This window comes from Actinosynnema pretiosum, assembly GCF_002354875.1.
GTDB lineage: Bacteria > Actinomycetota > Actinomycetes > Mycobacteriales > Pseudonocardiaceae > Actinosynnema > Actinosynnema auranticum.
In genome coordinates, this window is sequence record NZ_CP023445.1 from 1,607,406 (window position 1) to 1,632,675 (window position 25,270).

The following is a 25,270-nucleotide window of genomic DNA, read 5'->3' on the forward strand; positions in this document are numbered from 1 at the left end:
CCCCGCTCCGCGTCAGCCCTTCACGCAGAGCACCTGCTTGAGCTTCGTGACGACCTCCACGAGGTCGGCCTGCTGCTCGATGACGCTGTCGAGGTCCTTGTACGCGGCCGGGATCTCGTCGACCACGCCCGAGTCCTTGCGGCACTCCACGCCCAGCGTCTGCGCCGCGAGGTCCTCGGCGGTGAACAGCTTGCGCGCCTTGTTCCGCGACATCCGGCGGCCCGCGCCGTGCGAGGCCGAGTGGAACGAGTCCGGGTTCCCCAGGCCGCGCACGATGTACGAGCCGGTGCCCATCGAGCCGGGGATGATGCCCAGCTCGCCCCGGCGCGCGCTGATCGCGCCCTTGCGGGTGACCAGCACGTCCTCGCCGAAGTGGCGCTCCTCCGACACGTAGTTGTGGTGCGCGGAGATCGGCTCGTCGAACCGGATCGCGGGGAACTGCCCGAGCAGCACCTCCGTGACCAGGTCGAGCATCGTGGCCCGGTTCAACCGCGCGTACTCCTGCGCCCAGTACAGGTCGTGCCGGTAGGCCGTCATCTCCGGCGTGCCCGCGAGGAACACCGCCAGGTCCGGGTCGACCAGCTCGTCGTTGTGCGCCAACGTCTTCGCGATGGCGATGTGGTGCTGCGCCAGCTGGTTGCCGATCCCGCGCGACCCGGAGTGCAGCATCACCCACACCCGGCTCTGGGTGTCCAGGCAGACCTCCAGGAAGTGGTTCCCGCCGCCCAGGGTGCCCATCTGGTTCAGCGCCTTCTCCTGCGACAGGGTCGGGGTCAGGTCGTCGAACGAGCGCCACAGCCGGTCGTGGAACACCACCGGCGCGCGGTGCTGGCCGAAGCCCACCGGCACGGCGGCCTCGATCAGCGAGCGCAGCCGCGACAGGTCGGCGGGCAGGTCCTCCGCGACCAGCGACGTGCGCACCGCGGTCATGCCGCAGCCGATGTCGACGCCCACCGCGGCCGGGGACACGGCGTCCTTGAGCGCGATGACCGAGCCGACCGTGGCGCCCTTGCCGAAGTGCACGTCGGGCATCACGGCCACGTGCTTCACGGCCCACGGGAGGGTGGCGATGTTCCGCAGTTGCCGGAGCGCCTCGCCCTCCACCTCGTCGGGACGTGCCCACAGGCGGATGTCTACGCGTGCTCCGGGGAGCGTGGTCGGGGACATGCGGGCAAGGCTAGGTCGGCGCTCCCGGCCGGGCGAGCGAATTACCCCTGGTGAGCGGCCCCCGGTGGGCCGCTCACCGGCGTGCTCGACCCGTGCGCCCGACCTGCGGGCCCACCGGCGTCAGCGGCTCACCGCCCTGCGGTACTGGCGGGTCGCCAGCGGCACGAACACCGCCAGGATCAGCGCCACCCAGCCGAGCGTGGCGAGCACCGGGTGCTGGAGCGGCCACGCGTCCGGCGGTGGGAACATCGGGTTGGTGTTGCCGAACAGCACCCGCGCCGCCTGCGTCACCGCCGACACCGGGTTCCACTGCGCGAACACCTTCAGCGGACCGGGCAGGTTGCCCTCCTGCACGAACGTGTTGGCGATGAACGTCAGCGGGAAGATCGCCATGAAGCTGGCGTTGTTGAACACCTCCGGCGTGCGCACCATCAGCCCCACCAGCGCCATCACCCACGACATGGCGTAGGCGAACAGCAGCAGCAGCGCGAAGCCCGCCAGCGCCTCCAGCGGCGACGAGTGGATCCGCCAGCCCACCAGCAGGCCGGTCAGCGACATCACCACCACCGAGATGCCGTTGCTGACCAGGTCGCTCGCCGTGCGCCCGGCCAGCACCGCCGACCGCGCCATCGGCAGCGAGCGGAACCGGTCGATCACGCCCTTCTGCATGTCCTCGGCGAGCCCGCTGCCGGTGGTCGTCGACCCGAAGATCACCGTCTGCGCGAAGATCCCGGCCATCAGGAACTCCTCGTACGCCATGCCGGGGATGTCGATCGAGCCGCCGAACACGTAGCTGAACAGCAGCACGAACATGATCGGCTGCAGGGTCGCGAACACCAGCAGGTCCGGCACCCGCTTGATCCTGATCAGGTTGCGCCTGGCGACCACCGCGCTGTCGCCCAGCGCCTGGACGAACGCGCTCACCGGTCTTCCTCCCCGTCCTCGGCCAGCTCCGCCGCGCGCCCCGTCAGCGCCAGGAACACGTCGTCCAGCGTCGGCCTGCGCAGGCCGACGTCCAGCACCTTCACCGCCTCGGCGTCGAGCCTGCGCACCGCCTCCACCAGCACCCGCGCCCCGCCCGCCACCGGAACGAGCAGCCGGTGCGACCGCTCGTCCACCACCACCTCGCCCACGGCCAGCGGCGCCAGCGCGCGCGAGGCCGTCGCCGCGTCGGCGGCCGTGCCCACCGCCAGCTCCAGCCGCTCGCCGCCCACCTGGTCCTTCAGCTCGTCCGCCGTGCCCAGCGCGATCACCCGCCCCCGGTCGATCACCGCGATCCGGTCGGCCAGCCGGTCGGCCTCCTCCAGGTACTGGGTGGTCAGCAGCAGCGTCGTGCCGCCCGCCACCAGCTCGGAGATCACCTCCCACATGCCGAGCCTGCTGCGCGGGTCCAGGCCCGTGGTCGGCTCGTCCAGGAACAGCACCGGCGGCTCGGCCACCAGCGCGCCCGCCAGGTCCAGCCGCCTGCGCATCCCGCCGGAGTAGCCCCTCACCGGCCGGTCGCCCGCCTCCTCCAGGTCGAACCGGGCCAGCAGCTCGCGGGCCCGCTCCCGGCTGCGCCGCCTGCCCAGGTGGTAGAGCCTGCCGATCATGTCCAGGTTCTCGAACCCGGTCAGCGCCTCGTCCACCGCCGCGTACTGCCCGGAGAGCCCGATCCGGCCGCGCAGCTCGCGCGCCTGCGTCCGCACGTCCAGCCCGGCCACGCTCGCCCGGCCGCCGTCCGCCTCCAGCAACGTGGTCAGCACCCGCACCGCCGTCGTCTTACCCGCCCCGTTCGGGCCCAGCAGCCCCATGACGGCGCCCTCGGGCACCTCCAGGTCGAGCCCGTCCAGCGCCACCACCGAGCCGTAGCGCTTGACCAGGCCCTCGGCCGTGATCACGTTTCCCATGCGGGCCATGATGGTCGTGACCCCCGACAGGAGCGGTCCGCATCAGCTCACCCGGACGGGGGAATTGCCCGTTCGGGTGGCGCGGGTGTGCGATGACCGGCGTGCTGATCAGAAGAGCCGCGCCCGAGGACCTGGGCGCCGTGCTGGGGCTGGTGCGGGAGTTCTACCTCGTGGACGGGCACGACTACGACCACGACGCGCTGGTGCGCGCGCTGGGGCCGCTGCTGGGCGGGGACGAGCACGGCGGGGTGTGGCTGTTCGACACCGGGTACGCGGTGCTGACCTGGGGCTACTCCCTGGAATCAGGCGGGCGCGACGCGCTGCTCGACGAGTTCTACGTGCGCGACCGGGGGAGGGGCACCGGGTCGGCGGTGCTCGCGGAGCTGACCGACGTGGCGCGCGCGGCCGGGGCGTCGCGGGTGTTCCTGGAGACCGAGCGCCCGAACCACGCGGCCCGAAGGTTCTACCGCCGCAGCGGTTTCACCGAGGAGGACTCCACCTGGCTCAGCCTGGTGCTCTGACCGGGTGAGCGCGGCGGGCCGCGTCCGCCTCATCGGCTTTTTCCTGCTATTGGGTGGGTACGTGCACCCGGAAGTGGGCGATCGAGTGAACGGCCGCCCCTCACTAGGGTGTTCGCGAATCGTGCCGAGGTGGAGGAGCGTCCGATGGCAGCCGTCCAGACCCGCCGCAAGCGCAAGCTGGGTCAGTTCCTGAACGCGCTGCGCAAGCGCGCGGGCAAGACCGAGGTCGACTACCACGCGCTCACCCGCAAGACGCAGTCGACGCTGTCGCGGATGGAGAACGGGTACATCAGCCCCAGCTGGACCGAGCTGGGGGCGCTGCTCGGCCTGTACGGGGCCAGCGACGCGGAGCGGCGTGAAGCCGAAGCGCTGTGGGAGGACGCGAAGCAGGACGGCACCCGGTTGGTCTACGCCGCCGCGTTCACACCCGAGGCGCGCACCTACGCGCGGCAGGAGGCGGACGCGACCGAGGTCCGCACCGTGGAGATGAACGTGATCCCCGGCCTCCTGCAGACCCCGGCCTACGCGGCGGCGGTCCGGCGGGCGGGCAAGCGGTTCGTCGACGGGGGCGTCAGCGTCGACCAGGCGAAGGCGGCGCTCGCCGGTCGGCAGCGCAGGCTGCGCACCGTCCGGCTCGACGCCGTGATCGACGAGTCGGCGCTGCACCGCCTCGTCGGCGGGGCGGAGGTCATGCGCGAGCAGCTGCTGCACCTCGTGGAGGCCACTCAGAATTCCAACACCACCATTCGGGTGATTCCTTTCAGCGTCGGTGCTTACGGAACCATGTCAGGAGGCGGGGCAACCGCCCTCCTATTCGAGGACGGCGATCCCTCGGCCGTGTACTTGGAGTACGCGGGCGGGGGTAAGTGGGTGGACAATCCCGCCGATGTGCAGAATTACCTCCTGCACTTCGACGAGATCGCTGGCGGGCTGGCACTGTCGCCCAAGGACTCGGTCTCGCTGATCCGAAAAATGGCTTCGGCACTGAAGGAAACATGAACAACACCAAGACGTGGCGCAAGAGCACCCATTCCGGCGCTGGCAACAACTGCGTCGAGCTCGCAGTGGGTCGAACAGCCACACACGTGCGCGACAGCAAGAACCCCGGCCACGGGCGCCTGACCTTCGCGGACCGCCCCTTCCGGGCGTTCCTCACCACGCTGGTGCAGGCCTGATCCACGTCGGCGGGCAAGGCGGGCGCAACGAGGCGCCGCCCCGGCCGACGGCCATCCCGACCCCTTCCCTCACCCGCGCGGGGGATGGCGGTGAACACCCCTCCGGGTGAATCACCCGGTCGGCGCGGGTTGAGAACGATTGCACCCACCCACGGCAGCGTCGTCGTTTTCCCGGTGCACTCGTTCGGCCTACTGGCGGGGGGTGAACGTCCCCCGAACCGGCCAACGCGGTGTGAATAATGTTCCGCTATGTCGCGGAACCCCGCCGTGAATAAGTTCCCCGACCGAAGTTCCTTCGGTCCAACCGGGTAATCCCGGTTCGCGACCTCGCCGGAGTCGTCCGGTTGTGCGTGCAAAGCCGGGAGGTGGTCCTTGTGGCCGCCTCCCGGCTTTGGCATGTTCAGGGGTGGATGGGAATTGCGAGGAATGCTCGGGTTGGTGTGGCTAGTGGGGGAGGGAGCGGAGGAGTTCGCGGGCTTCCTCGCGGCAGACCTCGCTCCAGCGGGCGAGGTGCCGGGCGGCCGTGCGACGCACGTGCCAGGGGACTGTGGTGTCGAAGGCGATCTCGCGGACGGTGACGGCGGCCTTGTCCTTCCAGGCCCGCCGGAGGGTCGTGGCGGCCTCGGCGCAGCGGACGCGGGCGACCGGGGTGTGGTCGGGGTTCCTGGCCATCTCCAGAAGGCCCAGGGCGGCTTCGGCGGGCTCGACGACGCCGATCGCCAGCCAGACCCTGCGGCGCTGGAGCGGGGTGGTGGTGGGGAGGAGGTTGCGGAGGGTCTTCAGCGCTGGGGCGCGGCTCGCGGGGGCGTCTTTCACGAGGGCTCGTGCTGCCTTCGTGCGGGCGGATACCGAGAGGGCTTCGTCCTGGGCCAGTCCGAGGAGCAGGGGGAGGGCTTGCCTCCGGCCTGCCGCGCCACAGCCGAGCAGATCGACGGCGCTCCTGACACGCAGCGCGGACGGTGCCGCCCGGTCGTGCGCGATGGTCTCCAGCAGGTGCGCCTCGGCGACCCTGTCCTGGGATGTGAAGCGCTTGAGAAGTGCCCCGGCTTGGCACCGTGCTGCCGTAGGGGTCAGTTCGTCGTCCCGGACCCGACGCAGTGGCGACAGCCCGATGACGTGCCTGAGGGCGTACAGCACCGCGACCCGGTCCCGGACCGAGAGGCGGAGGTCTTCGGACAGGTCTCGCACCCCGTCCGCGAGTTCGGGTGGTGCGATGTCCGCGACGAGGGACATGGCGGCGACCCGGTCACGCGGCGGGAGCTGTCGGTCCGAGGCGATCCGCACGGCTTCGGGGACCACGTCCTGCCAACCCTCCGTGCCGGACTCTGCCAGCGCGCGCAACGCCCGTCGCCTGTGGGAAGGGCGTCGCGTCAGCTCGCGGAGGGTGTCAACGGCTTCGTCGGCAAGTCGGGTCGAGAGGCTCAGCAGAGCTTCCACTGCGGCGACTCGTTCGGCGGGATCACTCTCCGGTGCTGAGACGTGATCGCGCATGATCATCTCTGCCTCTCCTTGAAGCGGCAGGTTGTCCCAGACGTCTTTGGCGGGCGTGCCGATCTTCGGCGACAGGGTGCGGTCCTCCAAGAGATCGCGTTCCACCTCGGTGCGCATGCTCCTGGGAAGGTGAGGCAGCAGTGACCCGGAGATGTGAGGGAAGTTCCGAGCGATCTCGGTGATCAGGTCGGCTTCCAACATGGTGTGCTGGTCCAGCTTGATGAGCCAGTTCGTGTACTCGGCTCGATCGCTGTCCCGCAGATCGCGCAGGAGGGAGACGGCGCTCTGTGCGGTCGAGCGGTCGACTCTGGTCAGTTCGACCGCCGCCCAGGCGCGGTCGTGGGCCCGTGCGGTCTCATCCCCCGCCACCTCGCGGTGGAAGGCAACGGCTGCTCCCAGGTCTGATTCGCTCACAGCTGCGAGCAGCATGTGAGCATCACTACGCCATGCCAGAGGCAGGTGTTCCTCCACTACCAGGTGGCGAAGTGAGGTAAGTCCCCTGCCGTCGCTGGGGATCAGGCTGCACAACACCTGCCCCGCTGTCATGCGCACTCGGTAGTCATAGGTCTCGTTGTCGATGAGCGCCACCAGTCCTGGAACGACGACTGCGCCCATGCTCGCTAACTGCTTCATCGAACTGCCCCAACCGTCGGCAACGACTTCTCCCTCAGGTGCCAGCACCTGCCTCGTCACTGAGGCGAGGTGCGTCGGGGCGATGCGGGCGAGGAGAACGCCAGCCTCCCGCTGCGCTCCACGATCGGCCACCGGGTGCTCGAAAGCGGAGCGCAGCGCCTCCAGCATGCCGGAGGCCGAACCGAAGCCCAGCTTGATCACAGCCTTTGCGATCGTCACCGCCTGCTGTGGACTTGCGTGCAGCACTTCGTGCATCGCGTCCGCGATCTCTCTGCGTAGTGGTGCGCTGAGGAAAGAAACCAGACCTGCGAGGTAGGGGAAATCGAAACTGAGCACTGTGGCCGAACGCGTCAAGTCGCAGGCCAGGTCCGCCGCACGTCGGTGGAACGGCTTGCCGAGCTGCACCAGCCGCGACAGGGCGGAGAAGCGGACGCGGAGCCCGGCTGAGCTGGCCGCCACCGAGGCCAGTGCGTCGCCGACCACCTGTCGATCTTCAGATGACCCGGTGAACTGGGCTATGGAGTAGAGCCAGAGGTCATCAGGGGGAGCCGCGAGCAGGTCGAGCAGGAACGCCAAGGCCGGGCCTTGGAAGCTCGCGTCAAGTGACAGCAGCCTTTGCCATGCTCTGAGCGCAACTGCTGGGTCCTGAGCGCTACCAGCGATCTCCACCAGGTGTGTGCGGGCTTCCGCGTGGAACCGGGGATCAGAGGCGATCAACCACATCGCTGCCTCGCAGCGGTCCAGGGCAGGACTGAGCCGATCGGTCATCAGCTCGTGCAGTTCACCCAATGCCCTGTCCCGGTGAGGGGTGCCGAGAGTTGCCGCATCGCTGAGGGCGCTCGCTCGTTCCTGCCCGTGTGCGGGGAGCTCGACCAGCAAGGCCCACAACACTTCTGCAGCCTCATCGAAGTACTCCGGGCCCAGGCCGCCCAGGATGCCCGCCGCCATGCGCACCAATACCGTTGAGGTGCTGTGGTGAGTGATCACCGCTCGGAGCTCTTCCACCGCGCGATCCCTGAACCGCAAGCCGAACTTCGACAGCGCGCTCGCGCAGGTGTACCGATCACCGATGGTGCGACCGGGCTCTTCGAGCAGCGTGATCGTCAGTTCGCCCGCCACCGCTTCGTATTGGGGACCAAGTCCGGCGAGAGCCTGTGCGGCGCTTACCCGGATCGAGCAATCCTGCGCGCGGTCCTGCACCACGGCCTGTAAGAAGCGGACCGCCTCGGCGGTGTGCTCGGGCCCGAGTTGGGACATGCCCAACGCCGCGTCATCCCACCCCAGAGTGCCCGAACCGTGGTCGTTCAGCACTCGGCGGTACACCGCGGCGGCCTTCGTCTGGTGGGCGAAATCGATTTCGAGCAGGCCGGTCGCCGCTGTCACCAGGTCGCCCGGTGGTGTCTCGCGGTCGTCCAGCTCGCCCAGCAGGAAAGCGACGGCATCGCGGTTGCCGTCCGGACCCATCGTCGCCAGCAGCACGGCTGCCGTTCGGTGGTTCTCGGCGGAGGCGTACCGGTCGGTCAGAACGGCGCGCAGCCCGCGTTCCGCCGGAGCCCGGTGGGCGGCTCCCGCCTCGGATAGTGCTTCCGCCGCCCCCAGCCGGATTCGTGCGGTTGCGGTCCCGTCGTCGACCAGCGCGGTGAGGAACGCGATCGCCTCCTCCCGGTGCTCTCCCCGCAGCCGCACTCCCAGCGCCGTGGCGGCCTCGGTCCTGGTAGCCCACGGGGCGAGCGGGTCCCGCATCAGGTCGAGCAACCAGTCTCGGAGGCCGGGGTGCCCGGTCGCCCTGCTGACCCGCGACACCAGGGCCAGGCTCGGGTACTGGTTGGTCATCGCCCAAGCACGCGCGGTGGTGAAGAACTCTGCGGTGGCGTCTGTGCCGGTGGGAAGGTGCATGGCCAGCAGTCGTGCGGCGAGCAGGTGCGCCTCCCGGTCGCCGTCGTGCAGCCAGCGCAGCAGCGGGTCGGCCTCGCTGGGGTGCAGGTGGCTATGGTGCAGGAGCACCGACCGTGCGAACCGGCCTCGGTCCTCGCCACGTGCGGTGTGCAGCAGCGTTGCAAACGGTTCGCCTGGGCTGAAGCTCTCCGGCAGTTCCTTGGCCCGTGACGTGGCCGCCAGGTGCTCGGCGAAGCTGTGGTGCAGGAAGCGCAGGTCGTCGTTGCGGACGGTCAGCAAGCCCGCCGAGGTCAGGTCGTCCAGCTGCACGGCCGGGGCGTGCTCGGCCGTCCACTCGCGTGCAGCGGCGGCCAGGGACGTGTCCGTCTCCACCCGCACCCTGCCCAGGTGCTCCAGCAGCGGCGTCCGGTGCGGGGCGAACGCCGCCGAGGGCGTGCGCAGGGACAGCAGGAACCCCAGGTACGCCTCGTACAGCTCGTACTGGCTGTCCGGCAGCGGGCGCCACCCGCGCTGCTCGAAGACGATCGCCGCGAGCGTCGCCAGCAGCGGGACGCTGACCAGCTCCCCCAGGTGCGCCTTGTCGATCTCGCGGATGAACCGCTCCGCCACCTCCGGCCCCTCGTCGAACCACTGGGCCGCGAACCGCTTCAGCGCCTCCTCGTCGAACGGCTGCAACTCGTACCGCCGCGCCCCCACCCGGTGCAGCGGAGCGAGCACCGTGCCGTCCAGCGGGCGGCTGGTGAGCACGACTCGGTAGGGCGAGTCGGTCGCGCACCGCGCCAACGCCTTCACCAGCCGCTCCTGGTCACCGGGGTCCGCCACCTCGTCCAGGCCGTCGACCAGCAGCAGCCACCGGCACCCGGCGAACCTGCGGCTCAGCAGGTCCGGTGACGGTGGCGAGTGGAGCAGGGAGTCGTACTCGGCCCGCAGGCTCTCCGCCAACACCTCGGGGAACGAGCCCCGCCGCCCGGCCAGCTCGCGCGCGGTCACCCGCAGCGGCAGCACCGGTTCGCCGAGCGGGTGCTCCGCGTCCGCGTTGAGCCAGCACGCCGCGATGTTCGAGGCCAGGCGCAGCGACAAGGTCGACTTGCCCTGACCGGCCGCCCCGACGACGAGCAGGTGCGCGTCACCGTCCAGCGCCTCCCGCACGGTCTTCGCGGGCGGTCGCACCGACAACCGGATCGCCTTGGGCATCGGGGGCTCCACCCAGCTGCCCCGCTCGTCCAGCACCGGCCTCGGCTGCTCGCTCACGCGCTCCTCGATGCTGTTTCCGAGGCCCTGGCGCACGTACACCGTCGACAGGGTCGGGTTCCGGGCCCCTGGGAGCTTGTGGGGCGCGTACTCGGCCGCTTCGAACTGGGCCCGCAGCAGCGACACGACGGCGGGCGGCAGGTCCACCGGATCACCCCAGGCCCGGACCTGCGGTTCCGGGACGGAAGGAGGCTGGACGCCCACGTAGACGTCGCGTGCTCTTCCCACCATCGCCGTAGGACCGTGCGCTGTGCCGGAGAACGTGTTGGTGGCGACCACCCTCGGGTCCTCGTGCACGCTTGGCAGCCTCTCCGCAGTGAGCGTGGTGACACCGCCATCACTAGGCCATGCCACGCCAATGCGAACCGCACTCCTGCGGACAACCCCCAACCAAAACGGGGCGGCAGCCCGAAGACCACCGCCCCGCCGCCGGAACCGCCCCTCAGCGCGTCCCCAGCACCCCGTCCACCCGCCTCGGGATCCCCAGCGGGTTCCCCGACTGCAGCTCCGGGGGCAGCAGCTCGTCCGGCCAGGACTGGTACGTCACCGGCGCCAGCCACCTGCGGATCGACGTCGCCCCCACCGACGTGTGCAGCGGGTTCGTCGTCGCGGGCCACGGGCCGCCGTGGTGCATCCCCCACGCCACCGCCACGCCGGTCGGCCAGGCGTTGAAGATGATCCGGCCCGCCACGCCCCTCAGCGCCTCCGCCGCCTGCGCCGCCAGGCCGTGCTCCTCCGGGTCCGCGTGCACCGTCCCCGTCAGCGTCCCCGGCAGCGACGGCAGCAGCGCCAGCACCCGCGCGGGATCGTCGTAGGTCACCACGACGCCCGCCGGGCCGAAGTGCTCCTCGGTCAGCCGCTCCCGGTTCTCCTCGAAGACCTCCACCGGCACGGTGAACAGCTTCGGCGCCGCCGTCCAGCCCGCCTCCGGGGCCGTGCCCTCGGCCACCAGCGACGCCAGCCCGGACGCCGCCAGGTCCTCGGTGCCCGACCGGTACGAGTCGCGCATCCGCTCGTTCAGCATCGCCCCGCCCGCCGACGCCGACACCGCGTCCGCCAGCGCGGGCACCAGGCCGCTGGGGGCGAACAGCAGGCCCGGATTCGTGCAGAACTGGCCGACGCCCATCACCAGCGACCCGGCGAACCCCGCCGCGATCTCCGCCCCGCGCGCCGACGCCGCCGCGGGCAGCACCACCGCCGGGTTCACGCTCCCCAGCTCCCCGTAGAACGGGATCGGGTCCGGGCGCGACGAGGCCAGGTCGAACAGCGCCCGCCCGCCGCCCGTGGAGCCGGTGAAGCCCACCGCCCGCACCGCCGGGTGCCGCACCAGCGCCACCCCGGCCTGCGTGCCGTACACGATCCCGAACACCCCGGCGGGCAGCGCCGACGCCACCACCCGCGCCGTCTCGCGCGCCGTGCCAGGGTGCGCCGAGTGGGACTTCACCACCACCGGGCAGCCCGCCGCCAGCGCCGACGCCGTGTCGCCGCCCGCCACCGAGAACGCGAACGGGAAGTTCGACGCGGAGAACACCGCCACCGGCCCGAGCGGGCGCAGCACCCGCCGCAGCTCCGGGCGGGGCGGGATGATGTCGGGGTCGGCGCCGTCCAGCACCGCCTCCACGTAGCTGCCCTCGCACAGCACCTCGGCGAACAGCCGCAGCTGGTTCGTGGTCCGCTTCAGCTCCGTGGTCAGCCTCGGCACGCCCAGCGCCGTCTCCCGGTCGGCCGTCCCCACCAGCAGCCCGGACTCCGCGTCCAGCGCGTCCGCCAGCCGCTCCAGCGCGTCCGCCCGCTCCGCGCCGGGCAGCGTCGACCAGGAGGGGAACGCCGCCCGCGCCGCCCGCGCCAGCGCGTCCACCTCCGCGTCCGACGTCACCGGCACCGGCTCGCCGAACGGCTCCCCGGTCCTCGGGTCGTACCCCTGCACGACGCTCATCGGCCAGCCTCCTGCACCGCCGTGTCGAAGTCCGGGCCGACCCACACGCCGCCCAGGTACTTCAAGGCCAACGACTCCGGGTCCGGCTCGCCGTGCTGGGCGATCACCTCCGCCGCGAACACCTCCGAGTCGTCCTCGGACACGTACCCGAGCTCCCGCGCCGCCTCGAGCGAGAACCACCGCCGGGTGTTGTCCGAGACGCCCCACACCACCCGGAACCCCGGCGACGGCGCCGACAGGCACGCCTCGAACAATCGCGCCCCGTCGTCCGGGGACAGCCACGTCGACAGCATCCGCACGTCGCGCGGCTTCTCGAAGCACGACCCGATCCGGATCGCGATCACGTCCAGCCCGTACCGCGCCGAGTACATCGACCCCAGCGCCTCCAGGGCGACCTTGCTCACGCCGTAGTAGCTGTCCGGCTGCGGGAACAGCGCGTCACCGGCCTCGCCGGACGCCCGCTCGTAGAACCCCACCGCGTGGTTCGAGCTGGCCAGCACCACGCGCTTCACGCCCGCCCGCCTGGCGGCCTCCAGCACCGCGTGCGTGCCGTTGATGTTCACCTCCAGGATCTCCGCCCACGGCCGCTCCAGGCTGTGCCCGCCGAGGTGGATCACGGCGTCCACGCCCTCGCAGGCCCGTTCCACCGCCTCCAGGTCGGTCACCGAGGCGGTCACCAGCTCGACCTCCTCGCCCTCCTCGGCGGGGCGCTGCTCGGCGACGTCGAGCAGGCGCAGCACTCGGCCGGGCGCGGCCAACCGGGGGCGCATCAGCGAGCCGACGACGCCCGCCGCGCCGGTGATCAGGATCCGTGCGGTCAACGGGGGAGCCTTTCCGTGAGGGGATCAGCGGCCGAACTGCCGCAGCAGCTCGGTGACGGTGCGGGCCGCGTGCAGCAGCGCCCCCACCACCTGGCGCTCGTGCTCGCCGTCGAGCCTGCCCAGCGGCACCGAGCAGCTCATCGCGTCGAGCACGGGCGTGCGGTAGGGCAGCGCCACCGCGAAGCAGCCGAGACCGGGCGTGTTCTCCTCGCGCTCGTGGGCGTAGCCCACCCCGCGGAAGCCCGCGAGCTGCGCGTGCAGCGCCGCCCGGTCGGTGACGGTGTTCTGGGTGAGCGGGTCCAGCGTGGCGGGCAGGACGGCGTCGACCTCCTGCGGGGTGCGCGCGGCCAGCACCGCCTTGCCCAGCGACGTGGAGTGCGCGGGCAGCCGCCTGCCCACGCGCGAGACCACCCGCAGGTGGTGCTCGGACTCGCGGCTGGCCAGGTAGACCACGTCCGAGCCGTCGAGCCGCGCCAGGTGCACGGTCTCGTTGACCTCGCGCCTGACCTGCTCCATCACCCGGATGGCGACCTGCACCACCGGGTCGTGGTCCAGGTACGAGGTGCCGACGAGCAGCGCCCGCACCCCGATGCCGTACGTGCCCCTGGTGGAGTCCAGCTCCACCCAGCCCCGCGCCACGAGGGTCTGGAGCAGCATGTACAGGCTGGACTTCGGGTAGCTCAGCTCGCGGTGCAGCTCGGTGAGGGTGAGCGGGCGCTCCGAGGAGGACAGCACCTCCAGCAGTTCCACGGTCCGGTCCGCCGACTTCACCGCGTTCGGCCGAGCGGGTGACGTGCCTCCAGCCACTGGGTCCTCCACGGAAACGTTCAGGCAACACGCACTTGACACGTCGCTGCGGCGATTCTTACAGTCCGCCCCAGGGGTTCACAAGTACGACCTTAATTCAGATATGTGAACACAGCTGAGATCGTCGACAAGTGAACACCACCAACGAGACGCGGGAGCGCCGGCCGCCGCCGGTCCCGCCCCGGCGCCGGGCGCGCGATCGACCACCCGGCGCGGGAGCCACCCAGCGATCAAGGGATGAAGGTCTGGTATGCAACTCGACGGGGTGCTGTTCTTCCCGGTGACACCGTTCGACGCGGGCGGCGGGCTCGACGAGGCGGTGCTGGCCGAGCACGTCAGGCGCGGTGTCGCCGCCGGGGCGGGCGGCGTCTTCGTCGCGTGCGGCACCGGGGAGTTCCACGCGCTGGCGCCGGACGAGTTCGAGCGCGCGGTCGCGGTCGCGGCGCGGGTCACCGAGGGCCGGGCGCCGGTGTTCGCGGGAACCGGCGGACCGCTGCCCACGGCGCGCCGCTGCGCCGAGGCCGCCCACCGCGCGGGCGCGGACGGCCTGCTCCTGCTCCCGCCCTACCTGGTGTCCGGACCGCCCGCCGGGCTGGTGCGCTACGTCGCCGGGGTGGCCGACGCCACCGACCTGCCGGTGATCGCCTACCAGCGCAACAACGCCGTCTTCACCCCGGCCACCGCGGTCGAGATCGCCGCGCTGCCGACCGTGGTGGGCCTCAAGGACGGCCTCGGCGACATCGACCTGCTGCACCGGATCGTGCTCGCCGTGCGCGAGCGGGTCGAGAAGCCGTTCCAGTTCTTCAACGGGCTGCCCACCGCCGAGCTGACCGTCCCGGCCTACCGGGGCATCGGCGTGGACCTGTACTCGTCCGCCGTGTTCTGCTTCGCCCCCGAGGTCTCGCTCGGCTTCTACCGGGCCGTGCGCGCCGACGACACCGCCCTGGTGCGCCGCTACCTCACCGAGTTCTACCGGCCGCTGGTCGAGCTGCGCGACCGCGTCCCCGGCTACGCCGTCTCGCTGGTCAAGGCCGCCGTCCGGGCCACCGGCCTCGACGTCGGCGGCGTCCGCGCGCCCCTGGTCGACCCCTCGCCCGAGCACCTCGCCGAGCTGGAGCTGATCGTGGCGGCGGGCCGGGCGCTCGCGCTGGAGACGGCGGGGGGCGCGCGGGAGAGCGGGGTGAACGGCTCGTCGGCGGGCGGCGCGAGCGGGGCGGTCGGGCAACCGGAGCTCGCCGGATGAGGATCACCGACGTCGTCGTCACCCCCATCGCCTTCCCCGACCCGCCGCTGCTCAACTCGGTCGGCGTGCACGAGCCCTGGGTGCTGCGCACGGTCGTCGAGGTCCGCACCGACGCGGGCCTCACCGGCCTCGGCGAGACCTACGGGGACATCGGCCACCTGAACCGGGTCCGGGCCGCCGCCCCCGCCCTCACCGGGCTGGACGTCCACGACCTCAACGGCATCCGCGCCCGCGTCTCCACCGCCCTCGGCGGCGAGGCGGGCTCGGACCGGCACGGGCTCACCGGGCGGCTCACCGTCGAGTCCACGGTCGACCGGGTGTTCTCCCCGTTCGAGGTCGCCACCTGGGACGTCCGGGGCAAGGCGCTGGACCGCCCCGTGGTCGACCTGCTCGGCGGCGCCGTCCGCGACGCCGTCCCGTACAGCGCCTACCTGTTCTACAAGTGGGCGGGCCACCCCGGCGCGGAGCCCGACGAGTGGGGCGCCGCGCTCGACGCCGACGGCGTCGTCGCCCAGGCGCGGGAGCTCACCCGCAGGCACGGCTTCCGGTCGATCAAGCTCAAGGGCGGCGTGCTGCCGCCCGACGAGGAGGTCGCCGCGATCCGCGCCCTGCGCGAGGCGTTCCCCGGCCACCCGCTGCGGCTCGACCCCAACGCGGCCTGGTCGCCTGCCACCGGGCTGGAGGTGGCGCGCGAGCTGGACGGCGTCCTGGAGTACCTGGAGGACCCCAGCCCGGAGATCGAGGGCATGGCCGAGGTCGCCGCCGGGTCGCCGCTGCCGCTGGCCACCAACATGTGCACGATCGCGTTCGAGCACCTCGCGCCCTCGGTGGCGGCGGGCGCGGTGCAGGTCGTGCTCTCCGACCACCACTACTGGGGCGGGCTCGCCAGGTCCAAGGAGCTGGCGGCGATCTGCCGGGCGTTCGGCATCGGGCTGTCCATGCACTCCAACTCGCACCTGGGCATCAGCCTGGCCGCCATGACCCACCTGGCCGCCGCCACGCCCAACCTGGACTACGCCTGCGATACGCACTACCCGTGGAACAGCGCGTGGGACGTGCTCGCCGAGCCACTGTCCTTCGTGGACGGCGCGCTGCCCGTGCCCACCGGCCCCGGCCTCGGCGTCGAGCTGGACCGGGACAAGCTCGCCGCGCGCGCCGAGGACTACCGCCGCTGCGGCATCGTCCAGCGCGACGACACCGGCTACATGCGGAGCATCGACCCCGGCTACGAGAGGAGACGACCCCGGTGGTGACCACCGTCGCGCACGCCTACCCCTGGGACCTCGTCGGCGACCCGGCGGCGGCCGAGCGGATCGCCGCGCTGGGCGTGGACGCGGTGGCGCTGGCCGCCTCGTACCACACGGTCCGCGCCGCGACCCCGCTCCACCCGCGGCACCGGCTGGTCGACGCCAGGCACGCCGCCTTCTACCTGCCGGTCCGGCCGCGGGCGTGGGGCAGGCTCGTGCCCGCCGCGCCGACCTGGGTCGACGGGGAGAACCCGTACGGCGCGGCCTCCGACGCCCTGCGCGCGGTCGGGCTGCCCGTGCACGCCTGGACCGTGCTCACGCACAGCAGCAGGCTCGGCGACCTGCACCCGGACCTGGTGGTGCGCAACGCCTTCGGCGACCGCTACCCGTACGCCCTGTGCCCGGCCAACCCGGACGTCGCCGAGTACGCCGCGGCCCTGGTGACCGAGGTCCTCGACCAGGGCGCGCCGGACGGCGTGGTGCTGGAGGCCTGCGGGCCGCTCGGCTTCACGCACGGCGGGCACCACGAGAAGACCGACGGCGCGGACTGGGGCCCGGTCGCCCAGAAGCTGCTGTCGCTGTGCTTCTGCGCGGCCTGCGAGCGGCGCTACCCCGACGCGGACGCGGTCCGGGCCGCCGTGCGCGCCGGCGTGGACGGCGGCGCGCCCGGCGTCGAGGAGGCGCTGGGGGAGTGGGCCGCCGGTGTGCGGGCCGCGCGCACGGCCCTGTCCCGCGACCTGCGCCGCGACCTGGTCGGCCTGGTCCGCGCGGCCGGGGCCAAGGCGGTCGTGCACGCGACCGCCGACCCGTGGGGCACCGGTCCGTTCGCGACGGTCGCCGACGGCGTCGGGGTCGACGTGGACGTGCTCACCCTGACCTGCTGGGGCGGCCCCGAGGCGTCCCTGCCCGCCATCGAGGCGTTGCGGGAGGCGGCGCCGGGCGTCCCGATCGCCGCCTACGTGCTGGCGCTGCCGCCCAGGACCGCCGACGCGGCGGCCCTGGTCGAGGAGTGGCGGCACTACGGCGTGGACGAGCTGCACCTCTACCACGCGGGCCTGGCCTCGGCGGACCGGATGTCGGCGATGGGCGAGGCGCTGGGGACCCTCAGGGGGCAGCCGGTCCTTCACCCTCGAGTGTGAGCACCCCGAGCAACCCGGCGCCCGCCCCGTTCCGTCCTAGGCGCATGAGGAGCCTAGGAACCGCAATCGGAACGGGTGCGCTGCTGGCCGCTGTGCTGGTCGGCTGCGCCTCCGGCCAGTCCGGCGAGGTCGGGGCGGGCGCGGGTTCGGGCCCGACGCTGACCACCGAGCCCGCGCCCACCACCAGCCCGGTCGAGGCCGAGCCCGACCCCGGCTTCGACTCGGCCGTGCCCCAGGGCGGGGTCGAGGTGCCCGCGAGCCAGCTCAACGCCAGCGCGCTGGCCGAGGGCAGCCCGCGCACCGCGTGGACCGAGGACGGCGGGCTCGTGCTCGGCGCCATCGGCCAGGAGGGCGGCTGCGGCACGTCGCGCATGGAGATCGTCGAGCAGAACGAGCAGCAGGTGATCGCCGTGCTGGTGGAGACCCTGTCCGGGGCCGACGAGATCTGCACGATGGACATCCGCTTCCCGCCGCTGACCGCGAAGCTCGACCAGCCGCTGGGGGAGCGCGCGGTGGTGCTCCAGGCCAGGCAGGAGCAGAAGGGGTAGCGCCCGCCGAGGGCCCGCCCGCACCGGGCGGGCCTTCGGTCCGCACGGCTGCAACCGCCCGGCCCGGTAGTACCGTCCTGGGACCATGAGGCCCAGCAGGATGAGGAACGCCGCCGTCGCCGTCACCCTCGCCGCGCTGGCCGGGTGCTCCGGTGGCGGGCAGGACCCCACCGGCGCGGTCGGCTCGTCGGCGCCCGGCGACGTGTCGACAACGTTGTCAGGAGCACCGTCGGGCGCCGTGCCCCCGGACTCGACCGGCAGCGGCGACCCCACCGGCGAGCCCGGCGCGCCCGGTGAGCAGCAGCCGCAGCGACCGCCGCAGCGCAGCGCCGAGCCGATCCCGCAGGCCGCGCCGCTGGAAGGCGCCAAGGTCGACGCCGCCGCGCTCCCGGAGACCTACGACAAGCAGGTCCAGGTCGGGCCGGACGGCCGGGCGCTGCTGGTCAACGGCCTGGCGGGCGGCTGCAAGAACGCCTCGGCCGAGGTCGCCGCGCAGTCCGCCGAGCAGGTCCTGGTCACCCTGGTCACCACGTACTACCCGCCGCGGGGCGGTGGCGCCTGCACCGACGACCTCCGCCCCGTGCCGCTCACCGTCACCCTCGACGCGCCGCTCGGCGAGCGCAGGGTCGTGCTGGAGAGCCGCGAAGAGGTCGGCTGACCCCGGAGCGCGCGGTGCGGCGCCCCTCGTCGGAGGGAGCGCCGCACCGGGGCGGGCTACTTGCGGAACGAGATCTGGAGCGTCGGCGCGGAGGTCTCGGCGAAGAAGTCGTTGCCCTTGTCGTCCACGACGACGAAGGCGGGGAAGTCCTCGACCTCGATCCTCCACACCGCTTCCATGCCCAGCTCCGCGTACTCCAGCACCTCGACCTTGCGGATGCAGTCCTGGGCCAGCCGCGCGGCCGGGCCGCCGATCGAGCCCAGGTAGAAGCCGCCGTGGGTGGCGCACGCGGAGGTGACCTGCTTGGAGCGGTTGCCCTTCGCCAGCATCACCAGCGAGCCGCCCTCGGCCTGGAACTGCTCCACGTAGGAGTCCATCCGGCCCGCCGTGGTCGGCCCGAACGAGCCGGAGGCGTAGCCCTCGGGGGTCTTCGCCGGGCCCGCGTAGTACACCGGGTGGTCCCGCAGGTACTGCGGCATCCCCTCGCCCGCGTCCAACCGCTCCTTGATCTTGGCGTGGGCGATGTCGCGCGCCACCACCAGCGGACCGGTCAGCGACACCCGCGTCTTCACCGGCAGCGCCGACAGCGCCTCCCGGATCTCCGCCATCGGCCGGTTCAGGTCGATCTGCACGACCTCGTCGGACAGCGCCTCGTCGGTCACCTCCGGCAGGTACTTCGCCGGGTCCCGCTCCAGCTGCTCGATGAACACGCCCTCCGGCGTGATCTTCGCCTTCGCCTGGCGGTCCGCCGAGCACGACACCGCGACGCCGACCGGGCAGGACGCGCCGTGCCTGGGCAGCCGGATCACCCGCACGTCGTGGCAGAAGTACTTGCCGCCGAACTGCGCGCCGATCCCGAAGTTCCGGGTCAGCTCCAGGACCTGCTGCTCCAGCTCGACGTCGCGGAACGCGTGCCCCGCCGCCGAGCCCTCGGTGGGCAGGTTGTCCAGGTACCGGGCGGACGCCAGCTTGGCGACCTTCAGGTTCTGCTCCGCCGACAGCCCGCCCACGACCACCGCGAGGTGGTACGGCGGGCACGCCGCGGTGCCCAGCGAGCGCAGCTTCTCGTCCAGGAACCGTGCCAGGCGCGCGGGGTTCAGCAGCGCCTTGGTCTCCTGGTACAGGAACGTCTTGTTGGCCGAGCCGCCGCCCTTGGCCATGAACAGGAACTCGTACTTCGGCTCGACGCCGGGCGCGGTGAACAGGTCCAGCTGCGCGGGCAGGTTGGTGCCGGTGTTCTTCTCGTCCCAGAAGGTGACCGGGGCCATCTGCGAGTAGCGCAGGTTCAGCTCCTGGTACGCCTCGAAGATGCCTAGGGAAAGCGCTTCCTCGTCGGAGCCGCCGGTGAGCACGGACTCGGTGCGCTTGCCCATCACGATCGCCGTGCCGGTGTCCTGGCACATGGGCAGCACGCCGCCCGCGGAGATGCAGGCGTTGCGCAACAGGTCGGTCGCGACGAACCGGTCGTTGCCGCTGGCCTCGGGGTCGTCGACGATCGCGCGCAGCTGCGCCAGGTGCGAGGGGCGCAGCAGGTGCTGGATGTCCCGGACGGCCTCCTTGGCCAGCAGGGTCAGCGTCTCCGGCTCGACCTGGAGGAACTTGCGCCCCGCGGCCTCCACGACCGAGACGCCCTCCTGCGTCACCAGGCGGTACTCGGTGGTCGTGTCCGCCGCCAGCGGCAGGACGTCGGTGTACTGGAATGTGGTGGGTACTGCGGGCACGTCGCGGCTCCCTTGCGCGCGTTCGGGTTCCGACGAACCTATACCGCCGCGACGGGCGCGGGCGGCGTCCCGCGGTGTGATTCGCGTCGTGGGGGAGGTGGCGAACCTCGCCCGGAACGCGCGCGGGCCCGGCGCGCCGCGGCGCCGGGCCCGTTCGAACGTCTACCGGGATCTTCCGGGAATCCCCTGCGGGATAAGGGAAGGCCGGGCCGGCCCCCGACCGCCCCGACCTTCCTCGGCGTGCGACTCCCCGGCGGATGCTTCTGGGTTGGGGTGCCGCAAGGCTCGTGTACGCAGACCGTGCTCCTGCGTGAGCCGCAAGTCAACACCGCCAACCGGGTGAGGGCGTCTCAGCTCGCGTAAGCGCGCAGCTTGGCGGCCCTTTCCCCCTGGCGCAGCTTGGACATCACCTCGCGCTCGATCTGCCGCACCCGCTCCCGCGACAGCCCGAACTGCTTGCCGATCTGGTCCAGCGTGCGCGGCTGCCCGTCCTCCAGGCCGTAGCGCAGCCGGATCACCGCCTGCTCGCGCTGCTCCAGCGTGGCCAGCACGCGGCGCAGGTCGTCCTGCAGCAGCCCGGAGATCACGGCGCTCTCGGCGTCGGTCGCGTCCGAGTCCTCGATGAAGTCGCCGAGCGGCGCGTCCTCCTCGGCGCCCACCGGCATGTCCAGGCTCACCGGGTCGCGCGCGTGGTCGAGCAGGTCCGAGACCTTCGACGGGGAAAGGCCGGATTCGGCGGCCAGTTCCTCGTTCGTCGCCTCCCGGCCGAGTTGCTGGTGCAGATCCCGCTTGATCCGCGCGAGCTTGTTCACCTGTTCCACCAAGTGGACCGGAAGGCGGATCGTGCGGCCCTGATCCGCCATTCCCCTGGTGATCGCCTGGCGAATCCACCACGTGGCGTACGTGGAGAACTTGAAACCCTTGGTGTAGTCGAACTTCTCGACCGCGCGGATCAGACCCAGGTTGCCCTCCTGGATCAGGTCGAGCAGAGGCATTCCACGACCGGTGTACCGCTTCGCCAGAGAAACGACCAACCGGAGATTCGCCTCCAGCAGGTGGTTCTTCGCCCGGAGGCCGTCGCGGACCAGCGCGCGCAGCTCGCCCGCGCGCTCCGCGTTCAGCGCGGTGGTCGTCTCCAGCACGTGGTGCGCGAAGACGCCCGCCTCGATCCGCTTGGCCAGCTCCACCTCTTGGGCGGCCGTGAGCAGCGCTGTCTTGCCGATCCCGTTCAAGTAGACCCGGACCAGGTCGGCGGCCGGGCCCTGGGCGTCGAGGTCGAGGTCGACGCTCGGGGCACTCGTGTCGTTCCCGACCTCGCGGTCGAGGACCTTCGGGACGGTCATGGAGATCCCTCCCCCTTCTCGCGGGCTGGCGTTCGGTCGTGTCGCGAGCCCGCGCTGCGCTGCGCGGCCCCGGCCTTTCAGCGTTCGAACGGCCGTTTGGCTGGACACTTGAGGAAACGCGCCTACCCTCGAAATGGTTCCCGCTTCCTCAACAGACAAGACGTCACTGCGGTCACAGCGGTTGCGCGCCCTATCCTGAGGATTGCCTGAGAAGGGTGTCTCAGAGTTCCACGAGGACCGTGAACGGACCGTCGTTCACGCTCCGCACGGACATCTCCGCGCCGAACTGCCCGGTTTCCACTCTCGCGCCCTTCTTGCGAAGTTCCAGCACCACCGCGTCCACCAGCGGGGCGGCGTGCTCGGGCCGGGCGGCGGCCGTCCAGGACGGCCGCCGACCCTTCCTCGTGTCGCCGCAGAGCGTGAACTGGCTGACCACCAGCAGGGGCGCCCCGGTGGTCGCGCACGACTGCTCGTCGCGCAGCACCCGGAGCTCGTGCAGCTTCGCGGCCATCCGCACGGCCTTGGCCGCGTCGTCGTCCGCGTGCACGCCGAGCAGCACCAGCAGCCCCGGCTCGTCGATGGCGCCGACGACCTCGCCCGCCACCTCGACGCTCGCCGAGGTCACCCTCGCGGCGACGGCCCTCACGCGGGCGCCACCATGCCGTGCCGCACCAGGTCCCTGACCACCGGCAGCGCCGCCTCGGTGAGCGGGCCCAGCGGGAGGTCGTGCGCGTACGCCAGCAGCGCGAGCAGGTCCTCCAGCGGCAGCGCGCCCCGGAACCCGGCCACCAGCTTCGCCGCGACCTCGTCCAGCTCGTGCTGCCAGCCCGGCCCGTCGGTCCGGTGCAGCCGCCGCACCACGGACTCCCAGCCGTCCTCCACCGCCGAGGAGACCTCCTCCAGCAGCACCGTCGGCGGCAGGGCGAACCGGGTGGCCAGCAGCCGTTCGGCGGTCCCGTTCTCGCGCAACCAGGCGACCCGGTCCAGCCAGGCGGCGGTCTCCGGGCCCAGCGGGTCGTCGTAGGCGTGGCGCAGGTCCTCGCACACCACCTCGGGCACGGCCGCGTCGGTGCGCCGCAGCGTCACGAACCCGAAGCCGACGCCGAGCACGTCGTTCTCCGCGAACCAGTCCAGCCACCCGGCGGCCTGCGCGCGGCCCTCCGGCGAGCGCGGGTCGACGCCCGCGTCGCGCAGCCAGGTGCCCACGTACAGCGCCGGGTCGGCCACGTCCCGCTGCACGAACCAGGCGTCCACGCCGCCGCGCGGCAGCCAGGACGCGACCCGGTCCTCCCAGTCCTCGCCCTTGCGGTGCAGCCAGGAGGCCAGCAGCTGGCCGGTGCCGCCCTCGTTCAGGAACGCGGGCAGCTGCCGCACGACCAGCGCGCTGGCGTCGTCGCCGCCGAGGCCGGAGTCGCGGTAGACGTAGTCCACGCGCGGCGGCCCGACCACGAACGGCGGGTTGCACACGACCTGGTCGAACTTCCGGCCGCGCACGGGCCCGAACCACTCGCCCCGGCCGAGGCGGACGTCGACCTCGTTCATCCGGAACGTGGCGGAGGCGAGCGCGAGGGCGCGGGCGGACAGGTCGGTGGCGGTGATGCGCTCGGCGTGCCTGCTGGCGTGCAGCGCCTGCACGCCGCAGCCGGTGCCCAGGTCGAGCAGGTTCTTGACGGGCCTGCGCGAGGTGGCGCGCGCGAGGCTGATGGAGGCGTGGCCGACGCCGAGCACGTGGTCGGTCGGCACGGGCCCGCCGCGCTGGTCGGAGTCCAGGTCGGCGATCACCCACCAGGAGCCCTCGTCGTCGCCGTAGGGCCGCACGTCCAGCCCGGCCCGGAACCCGTCGCCGTCGGGGGTGAGCACCCCGGCGCGCACGGCCTCGTCCAGGTCGACGCCTGCGAGGGCGGAGCGGACGCTCCTGCCGGGCTCGGTGTCGCCGAGCAGGAACAGCCGGACGAGCGCGCCGAGGTCGCCGGAGTCCTCGGACTCGCGCTTGGCGACCTCGGGCTCACCCCGCCCGAGCGCGGCGTGGGCGACCGGCCCGAGCGCGTCGACCACCCCGTCGGCGGTGTAGTCGGCCTCGCGGAAGGCCGCACGCAGGCGCGTGATCAGGTCATCGGATAGTTCAGGGAGCACCGGCACATGGTGGCACCCCCGGCGGCGAAGTCCTGATCGCGCAGGTCCGGGTCGCGCCACCCGTCACCCCCGCGCCACCCGTCACCCGCCCGGCATCCCCCGACGCCGCAGCTCCCCGTGCACCGCCAGCGCGACCTCCAGCGCCAACCGCTCCACCGCGTCCCCCAGCGGGAGGGCCGCCACCTCACCCATCCGCTGCAACCGGTACCGCAGTGTGTTCGGGTGCACCCCCAGCGCCCGCGCCGCCCCGCGGGCGTCGCCCCGCGCCGCCAGCCAGGCCCGCAGCGTCTCCGCGTACCGGGTGCCCCTCTCCTCGTCGTGCCGCAGCAGGTCCGCCACCGGCCCCCGCACCGGCAGCCGCCCGGCCTCCGCCTCCACCGCCAGCCGCCGCAGCAGCACCCGCGCCCAGGCCAGCTCGTAGACCACCGGCCGCTCCCCGCCCAGCGCCAGGCACTCGTCGGCCTCCAGCCGCGACACCGGGGCCGACCCGCCGTCGCACACCCCGCCGATCCCGGCCCGCACCACCACCTCCGGCGGCAGCTCGCGCCGCAGGCCGCGCACCCACTCCACCGCCGCCGCCGGGTCGCCCCCGCACGGCAGCACCGTGTACAGCACGTTCCCGAACAGCGCGCTCCGCCCCGGCCGAGACCACCCGAACCCCGAGGTGGCCCGCTCGAACGCCAGCAGCGCCGCCCCGTGCTCCGCGTCCCCCACGTGCGCCCGCACCGCGATCACCCGCAGCTCCCCGCCGGGCAGCCCCAACCGGTCCAGCGCCCCCGGAGCCCCCGAGTCCAGCAGCGCCGTCACCAGGTCCGCCTCGGCCTGCCGCTCCAGGTCCGAGCTGGCCCGCGCCCGCAGCAGGTGCAGCGCCGCCGTCCGAGCCCCGTCCACCAGCGCCGCCTCGCGCGCCGGGCTCGTCCCGTCGACCTCCACCCACACCGACCCGAGCAGCTCCCGCCCGGCCCGCACCGCCGCCACCAGCCGCCCGCCCAGGTGCTCGGTCAGCTGCGGCACGAACAGCGCCTCGTCGCTGTGCGCCAGGTGGGTGAACACCCCCGACGAGTCCAGCGCCCGCCGCGCCTCCTCGGGCACCCGCCGCCCCAGGATCGTCTCCACCCGGACCGCGTCGACCCCCTGCTGCCGGTGCGAGTACGCCAGCACCCGCGACCCCCGGTCCTCGATCGTGACCGGCCCGCCCACCAGCGCCGCGATCGCGTCGGCCACCGCGAACAGGTCCCCCGACCCCCGATCGCCCAGCACCAGCGCCTGCGCGACGCTCACCAGCTGCCCCCACGGCACCGCCGGGTCCACCAGCAGCACCGCCGCCCCCGACCGCCGCGCCGCCGCCGCGACCCGCGCGTCCAGCGGCGCGCTCCCGTGCAGCGCCACGGCGGCGGCCCGCGTCGTGCCGACCAGGCGCGCCGCGGCGGCCGACGACCCGACCCCCACCCCGATCAGCAGCTCGTCGCCGCCCGCGCGCGGCCGTTCCACCGGGTCGTGCAGCGCGACCCCGCGCAGCACCACGTCCCGCCCGCGCGGGGCGCACCCCAGGTGGGTGCCCAGACTGCCGAGGACGTCGACCAACCGGTCCAGCGCTACCACGCCCGGATCGTAGGACCGGGGCGGGCGGGTGTCGCCGCGATCGCGGTGG

Annotated in this window: 20 protein-coding genes; 8 read left to right on the forward strand and 12 right to left on the reverse strand. The window is 72.7% G+C overall.

Annotation, left to right across the window (positions count from 1 at the left end):
* Positions 1-12 precede the first annotated feature (12 nt).
* From CNX65_RS07315 to CNX65_RS07325, 3 genes are all read right to left on the reverse strand, one after another.
* Entirely contained in the window at positions 13-1,167 is a 1,155-nt protein-coding gene (locus CNX65_RS07315; RefSeq protein ID WP_096492083.1) for an RtcB family protein, read from the reverse strand.
* Between the two features lie 120 nt (positions 1,168-1,287).
* Positions 1,288-2,091, reverse strand: a complete 804-nt coding sequence (locus tag CNX65_RS07320; RefSeq protein WP_096492084.1) for an ABC transporter permease — start codon at positions 2,089-2,091, stop codon at positions 1,288-1,290.
* Positions 2,088-3,056, reverse strand: a complete 969-nt coding sequence (locus CNX65_RS07325) for an ATP-binding cassette domain-containing protein (protein ID WP_096497661.1) — start codon at positions 3,054-3,056, stop codon at positions 2,088-2,090. Before CNX65_RS07325 ends, CNX65_RS07320 begins: the two co-directional genes overlap by 4 nt.
* Before the next feature lie 92 nt (positions 3,057-3,148).
* Here CNX65_RS07325 and CNX65_RS07330 point away from each other — a divergent pair, with 92 nt between their 5' ends.
* From CNX65_RS07330 to CNX65_RS07340, 3 genes are all read left to right on the forward strand, one after another.
* Complete coding sequence (locus CNX65_RS07330; RefSeq protein ID WP_096492085.1) at positions 3,149-3,577, forward strand: GNAT family N-acetyltransferase; 429 nt, start codon at positions 3,149-3,151, stop codon at positions 3,575-3,577.
* A gap of 144 nt (positions 3,578-3,721) precedes the next feature.
* The gene (locus CNX65_RS07335) at positions 3,722-4,576 is read left to right on the forward strand and encodes a helix-turn-helix domain-containing protein (protein WP_096492086.1); all 855 of its coding nucleotides are present in this window, start codon (positions 3,722-3,724) and stop codon (positions 4,574-4,576) included.
* Positions 4,573-4,752 carry a DUF397 domain-containing protein gene (locus CNX65_RS07340; protein WP_015800321.1) on the forward strand — a complete coding sequence of 60 codons (180 nt, stop codon included), beginning with the start codon at positions 4,573-4,575 and terminating at the stop codon, positions 4,750-4,752. Before CNX65_RS07335 ends, CNX65_RS07340 begins: the two co-directional genes overlap by 4 nt.
* Before the next feature lie 444 nt (positions 4,753-5,196).
* Here the strand turns inward: CNX65_RS07340 and CNX65_RS07345 are convergent, their stop codons facing one another.
* The 4 genes from CNX65_RS07345 to CNX65_RS07360 form a co-directional block, all read right to left on the reverse strand.
* Positions 5,197-10,302: an NACHT domain-containing protein gene (locus tag CNX65_RS07345; protein ID WP_157767534.1), complete on the reverse strand. Its 5,106-nt coding sequence runs from the start codon at positions 10,300-10,302 to the stop codon at positions 5,197-5,199.
* A gap of 163 nt (positions 10,303-10,465) precedes the next feature.
* Entirely contained in the window at positions 10,466-11,959 is a 1,494-nt protein-coding gene (locus CNX65_RS07350) for an aldehyde dehydrogenase (NADP(+)) (RefSeq protein ID WP_096492088.1), read from the reverse strand.
* Positions 11,956-12,780 (reverse strand): NAD-dependent epimerase/dehydratase family protein, encoded by an 825-nt coding sequence (locus tag CNX65_RS07355; protein ID WP_096492089.1) that lies wholly within the window; start codon positions 12,778-12,780, stop codon positions 11,956-11,958. The genes CNX65_RS07350 and CNX65_RS07355 overlap by 4 nt, the downstream gene beginning before the upstream one ends.
* Positions 12,781-12,804: 24 nt before the next feature.
* Positions 12,805-13,629, reverse strand: a complete 825-nt coding sequence (locus tag CNX65_RS07360) for an IclR family transcriptional regulator (protein ID WP_373565524.1) — start codon at positions 13,627-13,629, stop codon at positions 12,805-12,807.
* 208 nt (positions 13,630-13,837) lie between these two features.
* On the opposite strand from CNX65_RS07360, the gene CNX65_RS07365 reads away from it, so the two are divergent.
* From CNX65_RS07365 to CNX65_RS07385, 5 genes are all read left to right on the forward strand, one after another.
* The gene (locus tag CNX65_RS07365; protein ID WP_096492090.1) at positions 13,838-14,830 is read left to right on the forward strand and encodes a 5-dehydro-4-deoxyglucarate dehydratase; all 993 of its coding nucleotides are present in this window, start codon (positions 13,838-13,840) and stop codon (positions 14,828-14,830) included.
* Positions 14,827-16,083: a glucarate dehydratase family protein gene (locus tag CNX65_RS07370; protein WP_096492091.1), complete on the forward strand. Its 1,257-nt coding sequence runs from the start codon at positions 14,827-14,829 to the stop codon at positions 16,081-16,083. Before CNX65_RS07365 ends, CNX65_RS07370 begins: the two co-directional genes overlap by 4 nt.
* The gene (locus CNX65_RS07375) at positions 16,077-17,216 is read left to right on the forward strand and encodes a hypothetical protein (protein ID WP_096492092.1); all 1,140 of its coding nucleotides are present in this window, start codon (positions 16,077-16,079) and stop codon (positions 17,214-17,216) included. Before CNX65_RS07370 ends, CNX65_RS07375 begins: the two co-directional genes overlap by 7 nt.
* 44 nt (positions 17,217-17,260) lie before the next feature.
* Positions 17,261-17,764, forward strand: a complete 504-nt coding sequence (locus CNX65_RS07380; RefSeq protein ID WP_096492093.1) for a hypothetical protein — start codon at positions 17,261-17,263, stop codon at positions 17,762-17,764.
* Positions 17,765-17,849: 85 nt separating this feature from the next.
* Positions 17,850-18,422 carry a hypothetical protein gene (locus tag CNX65_RS07385; protein ID WP_157767535.1) on the forward strand — a complete coding sequence of 191 codons (573 nt, stop codon included), beginning with the start codon at positions 17,850-17,852 and terminating at the stop codon, positions 18,420-18,422.
* A gap of 56 nt (positions 18,423-18,478) precedes the next feature.
* Here the strand turns inward: CNX65_RS07385 and CNX65_RS07390 are convergent, their stop codons facing one another.
* The 5 genes from CNX65_RS07390 to CNX65_RS07410 form a co-directional block, all read right to left on the reverse strand.
* Positions 18,479-20,143 (reverse strand): fumarate hydratase, encoded by a 1,665-nt coding sequence (locus tag CNX65_RS07390; protein WP_096492095.1) that lies wholly within the window; start codon positions 20,141-20,143, stop codon positions 18,479-18,481.
* A 350-nt stretch (positions 20,144-20,493) separates the two neighbouring features.
* Positions 20,494-21,486 carry a sigma-70 family RNA polymerase sigma factor gene (locus CNX65_RS07395; RefSeq protein WP_096492096.1) on the reverse strand — a complete coding sequence of 331 codons (993 nt, stop codon included), beginning with the start codon at positions 21,484-21,486 and terminating at the stop codon, positions 20,494-20,496.
* A gap of 220 nt (positions 21,487-21,706) precedes the next feature.
* Positions 21,707-22,132 (reverse strand): D-aminoacyl-tRNA deacylase, encoded by a 426-nt coding sequence (gene dtd, locus CNX65_RS07400; RefSeq protein WP_096492097.1) that lies wholly within the window; start codon positions 22,130-22,132, stop codon positions 21,707-21,709.
* Complete coding sequence (locus CNX65_RS07405; protein ID WP_198320438.1) at positions 22,129-23,619, reverse strand: DUF7782 domain-containing protein; 1,491 nt, start codon at positions 23,617-23,619, stop codon at positions 22,129-22,131. Before CNX65_RS07405 ends, dtd begins: the two co-directional genes overlap by 4 nt.
* An 81-nt stretch (positions 23,620-23,700) precedes the next feature.
* Positions 23,701-25,221 carry a PucR family transcriptional regulator gene (locus CNX65_RS07410; protein ID WP_096492099.1) on the reverse strand — a complete coding sequence of 507 codons (1,521 nt, stop codon included), beginning with the start codon at positions 25,219-25,221 and terminating at the stop codon, positions 23,701-23,703.
* Between the last annotated feature and the right edge of the window lie 49 nt (positions 25,222-25,270).

Bases quoted from the DNA above. Each gene is read 5' to 3' on its own strand.
- CNX65_RS07315 (WP_096492083.1), bottom strand. From the start codon at position 1,167: ATGTCCCCGACCACGCTCCCCGGAGCACGCGTAGACATCCGCCTGTGG.
- CNX65_RS07325 (WP_096497661.1), bottom strand. From the start codon at position 3,056: ATGGGAAACGTGATCACGGCCGAGGGCCTGGTCAAGCGCTACGGCTCG.
- CNX65_RS07330 (WP_096492085.1), top strand. From the start codon at position 3,149: ATGACCGGCGTGCTGATCAGAAGAGCCGCGCCCGAGGACCTGGGCGCC.
- CNX65_RS07335 (WP_096492086.1), top strand. From the start codon at position 3,722: ATGGCAGCCGTCCAGACCCGCCGCAAGCGCAAGCTGGGTCAGTTCCTG.
- CNX65_RS07340 (WP_015800321.1), top strand. From the start codon at position 4,573: ATGAACAACACCAAGACGTGGCGCAAGAGCACCCATTCCGGCGCTGGC.
- CNX65_RS07350 (WP_096492088.1), bottom strand. From the start codon at position 11,959: ATGAGCGTCGTGCAGGGGTACGACCCGAGGACCGGGGAGCCGTTCGGC.
- CNX65_RS07365 (WP_096492090.1), top strand. From the start codon at position 13,838: ATGCAACTCGACGGGGTGCTGTTCTTCCCGGTGACACCGTTCGACGCG.
- CNX65_RS07370 (WP_096492091.1), top strand. From the start codon at position 14,827: ATGAGGATCACCGACGTCGTCGTCACCCCCATCGCCTTCCCCGACCCG.
- CNX65_RS07380 (WP_096492093.1), top strand. From the start codon at position 17,261: ATGAGGAGCCTAGGAACCGCAATCGGAACGGGTGCGCTGCTGGCCGCT.
- CNX65_RS07385 (WP_157767535.1), top strand. From the start codon at position 17,850: ATGAGGCCCAGCAGGATGAGGAACGCCGCCGTCGCCGTCACCCTCGCC.
- CNX65_RS07395 (WP_096492096.1), bottom strand. From the start codon at position 21,486: ATGACCGTCCCGAAGGTCCTCGACCGCGAGGTCGGGAACGACACGAGT.